This window comes from Ectothiorhodospira shaposhnikovii (assembly GCF_016584105.1).
In the GTDB taxonomy this organism is placed as follows: Bacteria; Pseudomonadota; Gammaproteobacteria; order Ectothiorhodospirales; family Ectothiorhodospiraceae; genus Ectothiorhodospira; species Ectothiorhodospira shaposhnikovii.
In genome coordinates this window covers 34,380-48,677 of record NZ_NRSM01000028.1, presented here as the reverse complement: position 1 = coordinate 48,677, position 14,298 = coordinate 34,380, and the positions used below count along the sequence as shown (strand labels likewise).

At 63.9% G+C, this 14,298-nt stretch carries 11 protein-coding genes; 10 read left to right on the top strand and 1 reads right to left on the bottom strand.

Annotated elements, in window-relative coordinates:
• Positions 1–228 precede the first annotated feature (228 nt).
• The 7 genes from uvrA (at position 229) to lnt (ending at position 9,399) form a co-directional block, all read left to right on the top strand.
• The gene (gene uvrA, locus CKO35_RS14050) at positions 229–3,066 is read left to right on the top strand and encodes an excinuclease ABC subunit UvrA (protein ID WP_200176761.1); all 2,838 of its coding nucleotides are present in this window, start codon (positions 229–231) and stop codon (positions 3,064–3,066) included.
• Positions 3,067–3,396: 330 nt separating this feature from the next.
• Positions 3,397–3,843: a single-stranded DNA-binding protein gene (ssb, locus tag CKO35_RS14045; protein ID WP_200176760.1), complete on the top strand. Its 447-nt coding sequence runs from the start codon at positions 3,397–3,399 to the stop codon at positions 3,841–3,843.
• A 207-nt stretch (positions 3,844–4,050) separates the two neighbouring features.
• Positions 4,051–5,421, top strand: a complete 1,371-nt coding sequence (gene miaB, locus CKO35_RS14040; protein WP_200176759.1) for a tRNA (N6-isopentenyl adenosine(37)-C2)-methylthiotransferase MiaB — start codon at positions 4,051–4,053, stop codon at positions 5,419–5,421.
• A gap of 78 nt (positions 5,422–5,499) precedes the next feature.
• A complete protein-coding gene (locus CKO35_RS14035; protein ID WP_200176767.1) occupies positions 5,500–6,486 on the top strand; it encodes a PhoH family protein in 987 nt (328 codons plus the stop codon).
• Positions 6,486–6,932 (top strand): rRNA maturation RNase YbeY, encoded by a 447-nt coding sequence (gene ybeY, locus CKO35_RS14030; protein ID WP_200176758.1) that lies wholly within the window; start codon positions 6,486–6,488, stop codon positions 6,930–6,932. Before CKO35_RS14035 ends, ybeY begins: the two co-directional genes overlap by 1 nt.
• Before the next feature lie 21 nt (positions 6,933–6,953).
• Complete coding sequence (locus CKO35_RS14025; protein ID WP_200176757.1) at positions 6,954–7,832, top strand: HlyC/CorC family transporter; 879 nt, start codon at positions 6,954–6,956, stop codon at positions 7,830–7,832.
• 4 nt (positions 7,833–7,836) lie between these two features.
• A complete protein-coding gene (lnt, locus tag CKO35_RS14020) occupies positions 7,837–9,399 on the top strand; it encodes an apolipoprotein N-acyltransferase (protein ID WP_200176756.1) in 1,563 nt (520 codons plus the stop codon).
• On the opposite strand, the gene CKO35_RS14015 is transcribed toward lnt, so the two are convergent.
• Positions 9,396–9,920, bottom strand: a complete 525-nt coding sequence (locus CKO35_RS14015; RefSeq protein ID WP_008931207.1) for a zinc ribbon-containing protein — start codon at positions 9,918–9,920, stop codon at positions 9,396–9,398. The two genes, lnt and CKO35_RS14015, sit on opposite strands and share 4 nt — an antisense overlap.
• 349 nt (positions 9,921–10,269) lie before the next feature.
• Between CKO35_RS14015 and leuS the strand changes: the two genes are divergently transcribed.
• Genes leuS through holA form a run of 3 tightly spaced genes read left to right on the top strand, consistent with a single transcriptional unit; the run spans position 10,270 to position 14,293 of the window.
• Positions 10,270–12,726, top strand: coding sequence for a leucine--tRNA ligase (gene leuS / locus CKO35_RS14010; RefSeq protein ID WP_200176755.1), 2,457 nt, complete (start codon positions 10,270–10,272; stop codon positions 12,724–12,726).
• Entirely contained in the window at positions 12,726–13,253 is a 528-nt protein-coding gene (locus tag CKO35_RS14005; protein WP_242467206.1) for an LPS-assembly lipoprotein LptE, read from the top strand. The genes leuS and CKO35_RS14005 overlap by 1 nt, the downstream gene beginning before the upstream one ends.
• An 8-nt stretch (positions 13,254–13,261) precedes the next feature.
• The gene (gene holA / locus CKO35_RS14000; protein ID WP_200176754.1) at positions 13,262–14,293 is read left to right on the top strand and encodes a DNA polymerase III subunit delta; all 1,032 of its coding nucleotides are present in this window, start codon (positions 13,262–13,264) and stop codon (positions 14,291–14,293) included.
• Positions 14,294–14,298: the final 5 nt, after the last annotated feature.

Sequence of the window (14,298 nt, the reverse complement as noted above, 5' to 3'; positions counted from 1 at the left end):
CTCATCATTACCGCACCCCGCGTCATGCCCCCCACCCCCTCCGTCATTCCCGCGAACGCGGGAATCCAGTGGCAGGGCAGAAAACCATGGACTCCCGCTTGCGCGGGCGTGACGACGGGGATGAGGTAAGGGAGCGACAATAAGACCTTGCTTTCACGGCAAGGGCTTTGCTTTCAGTGCTAAAATGCCCGTTTGCCCGCCGGCAACCCACTCGGGAGCCTCTGTTCCATGGAAAATATCCTCATCCGCGGTGCCCGCACCCATAACCTTCAGAATGTGGATCTGACCCTGCCGCGGGATCGGCTGATCGTCATTACCGGAGTATCCGGTTCCGGCAAATCTTCCCTGGCCTTCGACACCCTCTTTGCCGAAGGACAGCGTCGCTATGTGGAATCCCTGTCCGCCTATGCCCGACAATTCCTGTCGGTGATGGAAAAGCCGGATGTGGATCATATCGAGGGCCTGTCTCCCGCGATTTCCATCGAACAGAAGACCACGTCCCATAATCCGCGCTCCACCGTGGGGACGATCACCGAGATCTACGACTACCTGCGTTTGCTGTTTGCCCGCGCCGGGATTCCCCGTTGCCCCGATCACGACACCAGCCTTGAGGCCCAAACCGTGAGCCAGATGGTGGATCAGGTCATGGCGCTTCCCGAAGGTGAGAAGCTCATGCTGCTGGCCCCCGTTATCCAGGAGCGCAAGGGTGAGCACCAGAATGTGCTCGAAGGCTTGCGAGCCCAGGGCTATCTGCGCGCCCGTATCGATGGCGAACTGGTGGAACTGGATGATCCCCCCAAGTTGGAACCTCGTCGCAAGCACACCATTGAGGTGGTGGTGGATCGTTTCCGAGTGAGGGATGATGTCCGCGTGCGCCTGGCGGAATCCCTGGAAACGGCCTTGAATCTCTCCGAGGGGATCGCCTTGGTGGCCTGGCTGGATGAGCCGGACCGGACGCCGATGGTGTTTTCCTCCCGCTTTGCCTGCCCTGTCTGCGGCTATGCCATTCAGGAACTGGAACCCAGGCTGTTTTCCTTCAACAATCCGGTGGGCGCCTGTTCCACCTGTGACGGTCTGGGCGTGCAGCAGTTCTTCGACCCCGAGCGGGTGGTGGCCCACCCGGAACTGAGTCTGGCCGGTGGGGCGGTGCGAGGCTGGGATCGTCGCAACGCCTATTACTTCCAGATGATCCAGAGTCTGGCGCGGCATTATGATTTCGATATCGAAGCACCGTTTCAATCTCTGGATGTATCGATTCGCCACGTGGTGCTCCATGGCAGCGGTCGCACGCGTATCGAGTTCGAATATCAGAACGAACGAGGGCGGACCGCTCGTTCCACCCACCCTTTTGAGGGGATCATCCCCAATCTGGAGCGACGTTACCGGGAGACGGATTCCAGTGCCGTGCGCGAGGAACTGGCCAAGTATCGCTCAATGCATCCTTGCCCGGATTGTCGGGGAACGCGCCTGAACCGGGCCGCCCGACATGTGTTCATCGGGAATCATTCGTTGCCGGAGTTGACCCGTCTGCCCATCGGGACGGCCCGACACTTTTTCCAGGATCTTTCCCTGCCCGGCAAGCAGGGCAGGATTGCGGACAAGGTCGTCAAGGAAATCGTCGCCAGGCTGGATTTTCTGGTGAACGTGGGACTGGATTACCTCACCCTGGACCGATCCGCGGATACGCTCTCCGGAGGTGAGGCCCAGCGTATCCGGCTGGCCTCCCAGATCGGTGCCGGGTTGGTGGGTGTCATGTACATCCTGGACGAGCCTTCCATCGGTCTGCATCAGCGGGACAACGAACGCCTGCTTAATACCCTGACCTATCTGCGGGATCTGGGCAACACGGTGATCGTGGTGGAGCATGATGAAGATGCCATCCGCCGGGCGGATCATGTGGTGGACATCGGTCCCGGGGCCGGTCGTCACGGTGGTCGCATCGTGGCTCAGGGAAGCCCTGAGGAGATCAGTCGTGCCGCTGATTCCCTGACCGGCCAGTACCTGTCAGGGCAGCGCCGGATTGATGTTCCCGTCCGGCGGCATCCGGCGGACCCGGAGCGTCAACTGGCCATCCGGGGCGCCAGCGGCAACAACCTGCGTGATGTGGATCTGTTCATCCCGGTGGGGTTGTTCACCTGTGTCACTGGCGTTTCCGGTTCCGGCAAGTCCACTCTGATCAACGATACCCTGTATCGCCTCATGGCCCTGCGCATCAATCGTGCCGGTGAACAGCCGGCTCCTTATGCCGCACTGGAAGGGGCAGAGTTTTTTGACAAGGTGGTGGACATCGACCAGAGCCCCATCGGTCGCACACCCCGTTCCAATCCGGCCACTTACACCGGCCTGTTCACGCCCATCCGCGAACTGTTCTCCGGTGTACCGGAGGCCCGTTCACGAGGCTATGCCCCGGGGCGTTTCTCGTTCAACGTGAAGGGCGGGCGTTGCGAGGCCTGTCAGGGTGACGGCGTCATCAAGGTGGAGATGCATTTTCTGCCGGATGTCTATGTGCCCTGTGATGTCTGCAAGGGCAAACGCTACAACCGTGAGACCCTGGAGATTCGTTACAAGGGCAAAACCATCCATGAAGTGCTGGAAATGACCGTGGAGGATGCCCTGGAGTTTTTCCAGGCGGTGCCGGCACTGCGGCGCAAGCTGGAAACACTGATGGATGTGGGGCTGTCCTACATCCAGTTGGGGCAGAATGCCACCACCCTGTCCGGTGGCGAGGCCCAGCGGGTGAAGCTGGCGCGGGAACTGTCAAAGCGGGATACCGGTCGTACCCTTTACATCCTCGACGAGCCCACCACCGGGCTGCATTTTCACGATGTGGAACAATTGCTCAAGGTGCTGCACCGCCTGCGCGACCATGGCAACACGGTGGTGGTGATCGAACACAACCTGGACGTGATCAAGACGGCGGACTGGCTCATCGATCTGGGGCCGGAAGGAGGTTCCGGTGGCGGCGAGATCATCGCCACGGGGACGCCGGAGCAGATCGCCGCCGAGCCTCGCTCACATACGGGGCGGTTTCTGGCACCGATGCTGGCGCTGGATCCCACTGGATGACCGAATACGGCTCTCAGCATGTCATTAGATTCTCAGCAGGTCGTTATACGGCTCTCAGCATGTCATTCCCTCGAAAGCGGGAATCCTGTCGCGGGCTGTGAAGTTCTGGACTCCCGCTTTCGCGGGAGTGGCGGTAAGTCTTTTCCGGGTGTAGCGGCAAGCCTCCTTGCTTGAGTCACGGCAAGGGAGGGGTGGTGAGCCTGGACAGTAGCATGACCTGTTCCCCATGACCCATGGACGGTCTATGCTCTGGTGGGCGGGCGGATAAATTCCGGCCTTGCCCCCTCAATCACGATACAATGGACGATTTCTGTTTTCGGGAGCGGTCTCATGGCTAAAGGCATCAACAAGGTCATCCTCATCGGCAATCTGGGCAATGATCCGGATGTGAAATACATGCCCAGTGGGGCCGCCGTGGCCAACGTGAGCCTGGCTACCGCGGAACGCTGGAAGGACAAACAGACCAATGACTGGACGGAGCGCACCGAGTGGCACCGCCTGGTGTTCTTCGGGCGTCTGGCAGAGATCGCCGGCGAATACCTGCGCAAGGGCTCCCAGGTCTATGTGGAAGGGCGCCTGCAGACCCGGGAATGGGAAAAGGACGGCATCAAGCGCTATACCACCGAGATCGTGGTCAATGAAATGCAGATGTTGGGTGGTCGCAGCGGCGGTCATGATCCTGGCGATGGCGGCAGACCCGCTCCCCGGCAGGCACCGGCCCCGGCTTCTTCCAGTCGTCCGATGCAGGATGATTTCGAGGACGATATTCCGTTCTAATTGCCACGTTTTTATGTTTATGTTTATTTAACCCTTCCCTTTCCCACCCGTGGGAGACGGGAAGGGGATGAGGGGAGGCCGGACACCGGCTTGATGCCGGTGCCGGGTACCCTGCCCCTTACCCCAACCCCTCTCCCATAAGGGGGGAGGGGCTTGTTCTGCGGCATTCATTTCGCTTTGCCTTACCGGACTCCCAAGAATCACCCCATGCGTACCAAAATCTATATCCAGACCCACGGCTGCCAGATGAACGAGTACGACTCGGGCAAGATGCTGGACGTGCTGCGTGAATCCCATGGGGGCGAGTTGACGGACGATCCCATGGACGCGGATGTGCTTCTGCTCAACACCTGTTCCATTCGGGAAAAGGCTCAGGAAAAGGTCTTTTCCCTGCTGGGGCGTTGGCGTGCCATCAAGGAACAGCGCCCCGGCGTGGTGATTGGTGTCGGCGGTTGCGTGGCCAGCCAGGAAGGGGATCTGTTGCGGGAGCGCGCGCCCTTCGTGGACATGGTTTTTGGCCCCCAGACCCTGCACCGGCTGCCCCAGATGCTGGAAAGCGCCCGGGGTGGCCGCTATCCGGTGGTGGACGTGTCCTTCCCCGAGATCGAGAAGTTCGACGCTCTGCCTGAACCCCGGGCCAACGGCCCCACGGCGTTTGTGTCCATCATGGAAGGGTGCAGCAAGTACTGCACTTACTGTGTCGTCCCCTATACCCGGGGTGAGGAGATCAGCCGGCCCTTCGACGATGTCCTGGCCGAAGTGGCCCAGCTGGCGGCCCAGGGGGTGCGGGAGGTGAACCTGCTGGGGCAGAACGTGAACGCCTACCGGGGACGCATGCACGATGGCGAGATCGCCGACCTGGCCCTGCTGATCCACTATGTGGCAGCGGTGGACGGGATCGATCGCATCCGCTTCACCACATCCCATCCGGTGGAGTTTTCCGACAGCCTGATCCGCGCCTTCGCCGAGGTGCCCCAGCTGGCCAGCCATCTGCACCTGCCGGTACAAAGCGGTTCGGACCGGATACTGGCGGCCATGAAGCGCGGACATACGGCCCTGGAGTACAAGTCCAAGATCCGGCGCATCCGCGAGGCCCGGCCGGACATCTGCCTGTCTTCGGATTTCATCGTCGGCTTCCCCGGTGAAACGGAGACGGATTTCCAGGCCACCATGAAACTGATTCATGACATCGGCTTTGACCAGTCCTTCAGCTTCATCTACAGTCGCCGTCCCGGCACCCCGGCGGCAGTGATGGAGGATGACGTGCCCCTGTCGGTGAAGAAGCAACGCCTGCAGTACCTGCAGGACACCATCAATGCCTCCGCCCAGGCCATCAGTGAAGCCATGGTGGGGCAGGTGGAGTCGGTACTGGTGGAAGGCCCGTCCCGCAAGGATCCGCGCTGGATGGCGGGACGCACCGGCAACAACCGGGTGGTGAACTTCCCGGCGGATCCGGACTGCATCGGACAATTCGTTCCGGTGCGCATTACCGAGGCCCTGAGTCATTCACTGCGGGGCGAACGGGTGCCTGACGAGCAACAACCCGAACCGATGCCGAAGGCCGCCGCGAGCGGCTGATCAGGCTATACTCCGTGGACACACAACCTGCCTTGATGGCCTGAACCTGCCTTGACTGAAACTCCTGCCGATTCTCAAGTGGCGGCCTCCCCGGTGACAGTGGAACTGTCCCTGGAGCCCGCCGACAACCTGCGCCTGGCAAATCTCTGTGGTCAGTTCGATGAGCATCTGCGGCTCATGGAGCAGCGCCTGGGCGTGGAAATCAACAACCGGGGTGCCCGCTTCAACGTGATCGGTGACCCGCAACCGGCCCAGGCCGGCGCCGAGCTGTTGCGGGATCTCTACCGGGCCACCGCGAAGGAGACCCTCAACCCCGCCCGCGTCCACCTGCATCTGCAGGCGTCGGGGATTGACCGCCTGTTGTCCCGACGGGAGGAAAAGGCGGACGAGGATGAAACGCCGCTGCATCTCAAGCGGGGCGTGATCCGGGGTCGCGGGGCCAACCAGCTCCGCTACCTGCGCAACATCCGCACCCATGACCTGAACTTCGGCATCGGGCCGGCGGGTACGGGCAAGACCTACTTGGCCGTGGCCGCCGCCTGTGAGGCCCTGGAAACGGAGCGGGTGCGGCGCCTGGTGCTGGTGCGTCCGGCGGTGGAGGCCGGGGAGCGACTGGGATTTTTGCCCGGGGACCTGGCCCAGAAGATCGACCCCTATCTGCGGCCCATGTACGACGCCCTCTACGAGATGCTGGGTTTTGAAAAGGTGGCCAAGCTGATGGAGCGCAACGTCATCGAGGTGGCCCCCCTGGCCTACATGCGTGGCCGCACCCTGAATGATGCCTTCGTGATCCTGGACGAGGCCCAGAATACCACCTCGGAGCAGATGAAAATGTTCCTGACACGCATCGGCTTTGGTTCCACCGCAGTGGTGAACGGTGACGTGACCCAGACGGACCTGCCCAATCCCCGGCAGTCGGGGCTACGCCACGTGATCGAGATCCTGCAGGATGTGAAGGGTATCAGCTTCACCTTCTTCACCTCCCGGGACGTGGTCCGCCATCCCCTGGTGCAGCGCATCGTCGAGGCCTATGACGCGAGCGAATCGTCTCGCAAGGACCGCTGATGTTCCGGGATGTGCAATTGCAATACGCGGTGCCGCGCAAGGGGATACCCGGACCGGCGAGCTTTCGTCGCTGGGTGGACCTGGCCTGCCAGGGCTGCGAGGGGGCGGTGCTGATCCGCGTCACCGATGAGGCGGAAAGCGCCGAACTCAATCATCAGTACCGGGGCAAGTCCGGCCCCACCAATGTGCTGTCATTCCCCTTCGAGGCCCCGGTGGACGTGCCGATGGCCCACCTGGGAGACCTGGTGATCTGCGCCCCGGTGGTGGCCCGGGAGGCTGAGCAGCAGGGCAAGCCGGTGCAGAGCCACTGGGCGCACATGGTGATCCACGGTGTACTGCACCTGCGCGGCTTCGATCACCTGTCAGAGGCCGAGGCCGAGGTGATGGAGACGATTGAAACATTGCTCATGGCAGAATTGGGCCATGCAGACCCCTATGCGTACTGAATCCTTCCGACCTCTCATCCCATGAATACCGATCGCTCCAGCGAACCTCCCGCCCGTAGTTGGGTGGAACGTCTCACCCTGGCCCTGTCCGGGGCCGAGCCCAGGGACCGCGCCCAACTGGTGGAACTGCTGCGCGGCGCCCATCAGCGCCAGATCATCGATCCCGATGCCCTGGGCATGATCGAGGGGGTGATGCAGGTCTCCGAGATGCAGGTGCGGGATATCATGATCCCCCGCGCGCAGATGGATGTGGTGCGGCGGGATGCCGCCCTGGACGACATCGTCGCCATCCTGGCCGATTCGGCCCATTCCCGCTTTCCAGTGATCGGTGACGACCGGGACGAGGTGGTGGGCATCCTGCTGGCCAAGGACATGCTGCGTTATTTCGTGAAGGACGGTCGGGAGGTCTTCGACATGCAGGACATCTTGCGCCCCGCCGTCTTCGTGCCCGAGAGCAAGCGCCTGAACGTGCTGCTCAAGGAGTTCCGCAACAGCCGCAATCACATGGCCATCGTGGTGGATGAGTACGGCGGCGTGGCGGGGCTGGTGACCATCGAAGATGTGCTGGAGCAGATCGTCGGCGAGATCGACGACGAGCATGACATCGAGGACTTCCTCACTCACATCCTGCGCCACGCCAATGGCCGCTTCACGGTGAAGGCCCTCACGCCCATCGAGGAGTTCAACGCCTATTTCAATACTGATTACAGCGATGACGAGTTCGACACCATCGGCGGATTCGTGATCCATCGCTTCGGCCATGTCCCCAAGCGCGGCGAGGAACTGAGCTTCGATCGTTTCCATGTCCGGGTGTTGCGGGCCGATAACCGCCGGGTGCATCTGCTGGAACTCAGTTACCGTGAAACCCCGCCCGCCGAGGCGGAGCCCACCCCGCTCTGATCCCATGACCCACGCGCTCGCGGCTGTGCCCCTGATCCGGACGCTGGAACGGCACCCCCGTTGGGCCCTGTGTCTGGCCCTGTTGGCCGGCGCCGCCCTGGTGCCGGCCTTTGCCCCCTTTGAACTGCGTGTGCTGGGTGTGTTGGCGCCGGCCCTGCTGTTCGTGCTCTGGGCCGGGGCACAACCCCGCCAGGCGGCCTGGCGGGGCTATGCCTTCGGCCTTGGCATGTTCGGGGCCGGCGTCTACTGGGTGTATTACAGCCTGCACCTGTTCGGCGCGGCCATTGCCCCCCTGGCGGCCCTGATCACGGCCGGCTTCGTCATGCTGCTGGCCCTGTTCCCGGCCCTGCTTGGCTATCTGGCCGCCCGCCTGAGGGGGCGGACGCCCGCCTTTGTGCATCTGGTGCTGTTGGTGCCGGCCCTGTGGGTCCTGTTCGAGTGGTGGCGTGGCTGGTTTCTCACCGGATTCCCTTGGCTGCTGCTGGGGACGGCCCAGCTGGATACGGCCCTGGCCGGCTACATGCCGGTGCTGGGAGTCTTCGGTACCGGCATGGTGGCGGCGATGATGGCCGGCGCCCTGGCCTGGGGTGTCGTGAGCGGGCATCGTCGGCTGGCGGCGGGGCTGGGATTGGTGGGATTGCTGTGGCTGGGGGGGCTGGGACTCAAACAGGTGGAATGGACCCGCCCCGTGGGCGAGCCGTTGCAGGTCAGCCTGTTGCAGGGGAACATGGCCCAGGAGGACAAGCTGCGTCCGGAGGAACTGGTGACGGCCATGGGCCTGTATGCCTACCTGACCGAAGAGGCCTTCGGCAGTGACCTGATCCTCTGGCCCGAGACGGCGGTGCCCAATTTCTATCATTACCTGGAAGAGGATTTCCTCCTGCCCCTGGAGGCGGAGGCGCGCACCCATGGCAGCGAACTGCTGGCCGGCATCTTCACCTACGAACCCGAAACCCGGCGCATGTTCAACAGCATCGCCAAGGTGGATGCCGAGCGCCCTCAGTTCTATCACAAGCGCAAGCGGGTGCCCTTTGGTGAATACCTGCCACTACGGGGACTGCTGGAGTGGCTGGACGGCTATATCGAGCTGCCCATGGCGGACCTGTCCAAGGGATATGGGGATTTCACGCTGGAAGCGGCCGGGATCGTGCTGGGAGCATCCATCTGCTACGAGGATGCCTTCGGACATCTGATCATCCGTGCCCTGCCGCGGGCACAGATGCTGGTGAACGTGACCAACGATGCCTGGTTCGGGGATTCCATCGCCCCCCATCAGCATCTGGAGATCGCCCGGGTGCGGTCACTGGAAGCGGGGCGGGAAATGCTCCGGGCCACCAATACGGGGATCTCGGCGGTGATTGATCATCGGGGCGGGATCCGGGATCGTTCGCCCCAGTTCAAGACCCACGTGCTGACCACCCGGGCGCAGCCCCGGGAAGGGCGTACCCCCTATGCCCTGTGGGGGAACTGGCCGGTGGTCACGGGGCTGACGTTGCTGGTGGCGGGGCTGGTGCTGGCCGGGCGACGCGGCCCGGCGTCCCCTTCATCACCGGTGCCTCGCTCCTAGTCCCGGGCCCTTCGATATTCGGTGCCGTGGCACTTCGGGCAGGGCGGGATCCGGCCGCTCTCGGTGAAATGCAGTTCGGTGTCACACCGCTTGCAGGCCAGCACTCCCGGCGCCGCCACTTCACCGGTGTGCCAGACTCCCACCGCCCGGGCACGGGCCTCCAGTTCCGCCAGCTCCACCCGGGTGCGGTCGGCGATGGAGGACAGCAGGTCCAGGATCCGGGCCTCGATGAGTTGCAGGTCCATGCGGAACCAGGTGCGAAAATCCCGGCTCGACTCGTTCAGGTAGTCGCCGATGTCATGCAGATCCCGGCGGATGTATTCGGCCACCTCGTGGGCCTCCTCGCGGGTGGCCTCGCCCAGTTCCACGGCTTTGTGACGGGCGTCCTCGATGGCATGTTCCAGGGTCGGGCCGGTCTTTTCCTCTGCCACTTCCACGGCATGCCGCACCCGTTCCAGCATCCGGTCGTAGGCATGGACCAGTCCGTCCCGGATGGGATGTTCGCTCTGTTTGTCCGACATGATTCCAACCTCCAGTGAATTCATCAAAAAATGGATCGGTGCCGCAGAAGGGGTAGGCCGTGGTCCTGGCGGCGGGCGTTTGCCGCAGGGATGCGGCAATCAAGCCTACAGGGACGTATTCACGGCGTCCCGCCGATGGGGCCACGGCCTACCTCTGTCTTCCACCATGCTTCCAAGAGTACACCAGGTTTCACGCGTACCACCCATGCCTCGGCTCAGGTCAATGTGCCGGAAGTTGTGACCCCCCGGCAGTCACGCTATCCTTGCCGGTCTTCCCGGAGCCATGGACAACGCAGCGGCGGTCCGCGCCCCTGGCCCGTGCATTCCCAGATTCAGCCGGTGGAACCCCATGCAAGAACACTACGAACCCGAAGTCATCGAAACCGATGCCCAAGCCTGGTGGGAAGCCAATGACTGCTTCCGTGCCCGGGAGGATGACGGCCGGGAACCCTTCTACTGCCTCTCCATGTTCCCGTACCCCAGTGGGCGGCTCCACATGGGCCATGTGCGCAACTACACCATCGGCGACGTCATCGCCCGCCACCAGCGCATGCAGGGGCGCAACGTGCTCCAGCCCATGGGCTGGGATGCCTTCGGCCTGCCCGCCGAGAATGCCGCCCTCAAGCACGGCGTGCCCCCGGCCAAGTGGACCTACGAGAACATCGACTACATGCGCGGCCAGCTCAAGCGCCTGGGGTTTGCCTACGACTGGTCCCGGGAAATCGCCACCTGCCGGCCCGAGTATTACCGCTGGGAACAGTGGCTGTTCACCCGCCTGTTTGAAAAGGGGCTGGTCTACAAGAAGACCGCCGTGGTCAACTGGGACCCGGTGGACCAGACTGTACTGGCCAATGAACAGGTCATCGACGGCCTGGGGTGGCGCTCCGGTGCCCCGGTGGAACGCCGGGAGATCCCCCAGTGGTTCCTGCGCATCACCGACTATGCCGAAGAGCTGCTCAACGGCCTGGATACCCTGACCGGCTGGCCGGAGCAGGTACGCACCATGCAGCGCAACTGGATCGGCCGCTCCGAAGGGGTGGAAGTGGTCTTCCAGGTAGACGGCCACGACACCCCCCTGACCGTCTATACCACCCGCCCCGACACCCTGATGGGGGTGAGCTATCTGGCGGTGGCGCCGGAACACCCCCTGGCCGCCCTGGCCGCCGAGGACAACCAGGCCCTGGCCGGTTTCATCGAGGAATGCAGCCACACCAAGGTGTCCGAGGCCGACATGGCCACCATGAAGAAACGGGGTGTGGCCACCGGTCTCAAGGCCATCCACCCCATCACCGGGGAAAGGGTGCCCGTGTGGGCCGCCAACTTCGTGCTCATGGAATACGGCACCGGCGCCGTGATGGCGGTGCCCGCCCACGACCAGCGGGACTGGGAGTTTGCCCGGGCCTACGGGTTGCCCATCCGGCAGGTGATCCGTCCCGCCGACGGGGCCGCCGCCATCGACCTGGACAAGGAAGCCTTCACCGAAAAGGGCATTCTGCTGGCCTCCGGCCGTTTCGACGGCATGGCCTTCGACCAAGCCTTTAATGCCATCGCCGATCAGCTGGAAGCCGAAGGCCAGGGGCGTCGTCGGGTTAATTACCGGCTGCGGGACTGGGGTGTCTCCCGGCAGCGTTACTGGGGTTGCCCGATTCCCATCATCAACTGTCCTGACTGCGGTCCGGTCCCCGTCCCCGAAGACCAGCTGCCGGTGGTACTGCCGGAAGCGGTGGCCTTCGACGGTGTGGGTTCCCCGATCAAGAAAATGCCCGAATTCTACCGCACCACCTGCCCCCGCTGCGGCGGCGAGGCGGAGCGGGAAACGGACACCTTCGATACCTTCTTCGAGTCCTCCTGGTATTACGCCCGCTACGCCTGCCCGGACAACGACGGCGCCATGATGGACGAGCGGGCCCGTCACTGGCTGCCCGTGAATCAGTATGTGGGCGGCATCGAGCATGCGGTGCTGCACCTGCTCTATGCCCGCTTTTTCCACAAGCTGATGCGGGACGAGGGGCTGGTGCCGGGGGATGAACCCTTCGCCAACCTGCTGACCCAGGGCATGGTGCTCAAGGATGGGGCCAAAATGTCCAAGTCCAAGGGCAACACGGTGGACCCCCAGGAACTGATTCAGCGGTACGGTGCCGATACCGTGCGCCTGTTCATGATGTTCGCCGCGCCGCCGGAGATGTCCCTGGAATGGTCCGATTCCGGGGTGGAGGGGGCATCCCGTTTCCTCAAGCGGCTGTGGAAACAGACCCACGACCATGTCAGTGCCGGACCTGTCACGGCCCTGGACGCGGCATCGCTGACCGAAGCCCAGGCGGATCTGCGCCGCAAGCTGCACCAGACCATCGCCAAGGTGAGCGATGACATGGGCCGGCGCCACACCTTCAACACCGCCATCGCCGCCTGCATGGAACTGCTCAATGATCTGAGCCGTTGCGAGGACACCACGCCCCAGGGACGCGCCCTGATGCAGGAGGCCCTGGAGGCCATCGTGCTCATGCTCTCGCCCATCGTGCCCCACATCACCCATCGCCTGTGGGCCGACCTGGGACACCCGGATGCCCTGGTGGATCGCCCCTGGCCCCTGGTGGATCCCACTGCCCTGGAGAGTGACACCCAGGAGTTGGTGATTCAGGTGAACGGCAAGCTGCGCGGCCATCTGCGGGTGCCCACCGGCGCCGAGCGCGACGCCATCGAAACCCTGGCCCTGGCCGACGAGAACGTCAGGCGACACATCGACGGCAAGACCGTGGCCAAGATTATCGTGGTCCCGGGCAAGCTGGTGAATGTGGTTGCCAAGTGATGAGCGGCCGGATCGCCAAGCGATGGCTGGCGGGACCGGGGCGGGTTGCCCTGGCACTGACGGCGTGCCTGTTGCTGGTAGCCTGCGGCTTTCAACTGAGAGGGGCGGTCGGGTTGCCGCCGGAGATGGCGCATACCGCCATCACCGGGCTGAGTGCCACCGATCCCCTGGTGATCGAACTGCAGATGGCCTTGCGTGCCGGCGGGGTCGTATCGGTGCCCTTGTCCGAGGCCACGGCCGAGCTGCGCATCCATGACCTGAGGACCGGCCGCCGCGCCCTGTCCGTGGGGCGAGATGCGCAGATCTCCGAGTACGAGATATTTACCCGCCTGCGCTATTCGGTGAGAGGGCGGGGCAATGACTTCGAGATCCCCGAACAGACTCTGACCCTGACCCGGGACTATCTCTTCGACCCGGAAGGCGTGCTGGGCCAGGCCCAGCAGGAACAGAGTCTGCGGGAGGCCATGCGCCGCGACATGGTGCAGCTGATCCTGTTGCGACTGCAGGCGGTCGCACGGGACGACTGATCGCTGCCATGCGACTCAAACCGGAACAACTGGAAGGACATCTGCAAAAGGGGCTGGCGCCCATCTATCTGCTCAGCGGCGAGGAGCCATTGCAACTGATGGAGGCTGCCGATGCGATCAGGGCGCGGGCCCGGGCCGAGGGGTTTGAGGACCGGGAGGTCTTCACCGTGGACAAGGGATTTGACTGGGGTCAGGTCCAGACCGCCGCCGAGAGCCTGTCCCTGTTCGCCCAGCGCCGGGTCCTGGAGCTGCGCATGCCGTCCGGCAAGCCCGGCGTCCAGGGAGGCAAGGTACTGGAGGGCTGTGCCGGGCAGCCGTCCGCGGATACGGTACTGATCGTTCAGTGCGGCAAGCTGGAACGACAGGAGCAAAAGTCCCGCTGGTGTCAGGCCCTGGAGCAGGCCGGGGTGATGATCCAGGTCTGGCCCCTGGACCTGGCGGGGACCGAAACCTGGATCACCCGTCGCATGACCCGCCGTGGGCTGCGCCCCACCGCCGAGGCCGCCCGGTTGCTGGCGGAACGGGTGGAAGGCAACCTGCTGGCGGCGGCCCAGGAGATCGACAAGCTGGTGCTGTTGCAGGGGGACGGTCCGGTGGACGAGGCCGCGGTGATGGCCGCCGTGGCCGACAGTGCCCGTTTCAGTGTCTATGATCTGACCGACGCCGCCCTGGCCGGGGAGACGGGCAGGGCGGTGCGGATACTGTCCGGTCTGCGGGCCGAGGGCATCGCACCGGTGCTGGTGAGCTGGGCCCTGGCCCGGGAGATCCGCACCCTCAACCGGCTGGCGGAACAGGCCGCCGCCGGTACGCCGCCCCAGGCGGTGCTCAAGTCGGTCTGGCCGCCCCAGCGCCAGCCGGTGGTGCGCCAGGCCCTGCGACGCCTGTCCCTGCATGCCCTGGGGCAATTGCTGCGGGAGGGCGCGCGGGCGGATCAGGTGGCCAAGGGGCAGAAGCCGGGCAGCCCCTGGGATGAATTGTTAGACTTGACCCTGGGACTGGCAGGACATCCGTCTTTCTTGAGCCGCAACCACTCACATTGAAAAAG

What these genes read in the sequence shown, in the direction of transcription:
- uvrA (WP_200176761.1), top strand. Translation starts at nt 229, where the DNA reads ATGGAAAATATCCTCATCCGCGGTGCCCGCACCCATAACCTTCAGAAT.
- ssb (WP_200176760.1), top strand. Translation starts at nt 3,397, where the DNA reads ATGGCTAAAGGCATCAACAAGGTCATCCTCATCGGCAATCTGGGCAAT.
- miaB (WP_200176759.1), top strand. Translation starts at nt 4,051, where the DNA reads ATGCGTACCAAAATCTATATCCAGACCCACGGCTGCCAGATGAACGAG.
- ybeY (WP_200176758.1), top strand. Translation starts at nt 6,486, where the DNA reads ATGTTCCGGGATGTGCAATTGCAATACGCGGTGCCGCGCAAGGGGATA.
- CKO35_RS14025 (WP_200176757.1), top strand. Translation starts at nt 6,954, where the DNA reads ATGAATACCGATCGCTCCAGCGAACCTCCCGCCCGTAGTTGGGTGGAA.
- lnt (WP_200176756.1), top strand. Translation starts at nt 7,837, where the DNA reads ATGACCCACGCGCTCGCGGCTGTGCCCCTGATCCGGACGCTGGAACGG.
- CKO35_RS14015 (WP_008931207.1), bottom strand. Translation starts at nt 9,920, where the DNA reads ATGTCGGACAAACAGAGCGAACATCCCATCCGGGACGGACTGGTCCAT.
- leuS (WP_200176755.1), top strand. Translation starts at nt 10,270, where the DNA reads ATGCAAGAACACTACGAACCCGAAGTCATCGAAACCGATGCCCAAGCC.
- CKO35_RS14005 (WP_242467206.1), top strand. Translation starts at nt 12,726, where the DNA reads ATGAGCGGCCGGATCGCCAAGCGATGGCTGGCGGGACCGGGGCGGGTT.
- holA (WP_200176754.1), top strand. Translation starts at nt 13,262, where the DNA reads ATGCGACTCAAACCGGAACAACTGGAAGGACATCTGCAAAAGGGGCTG.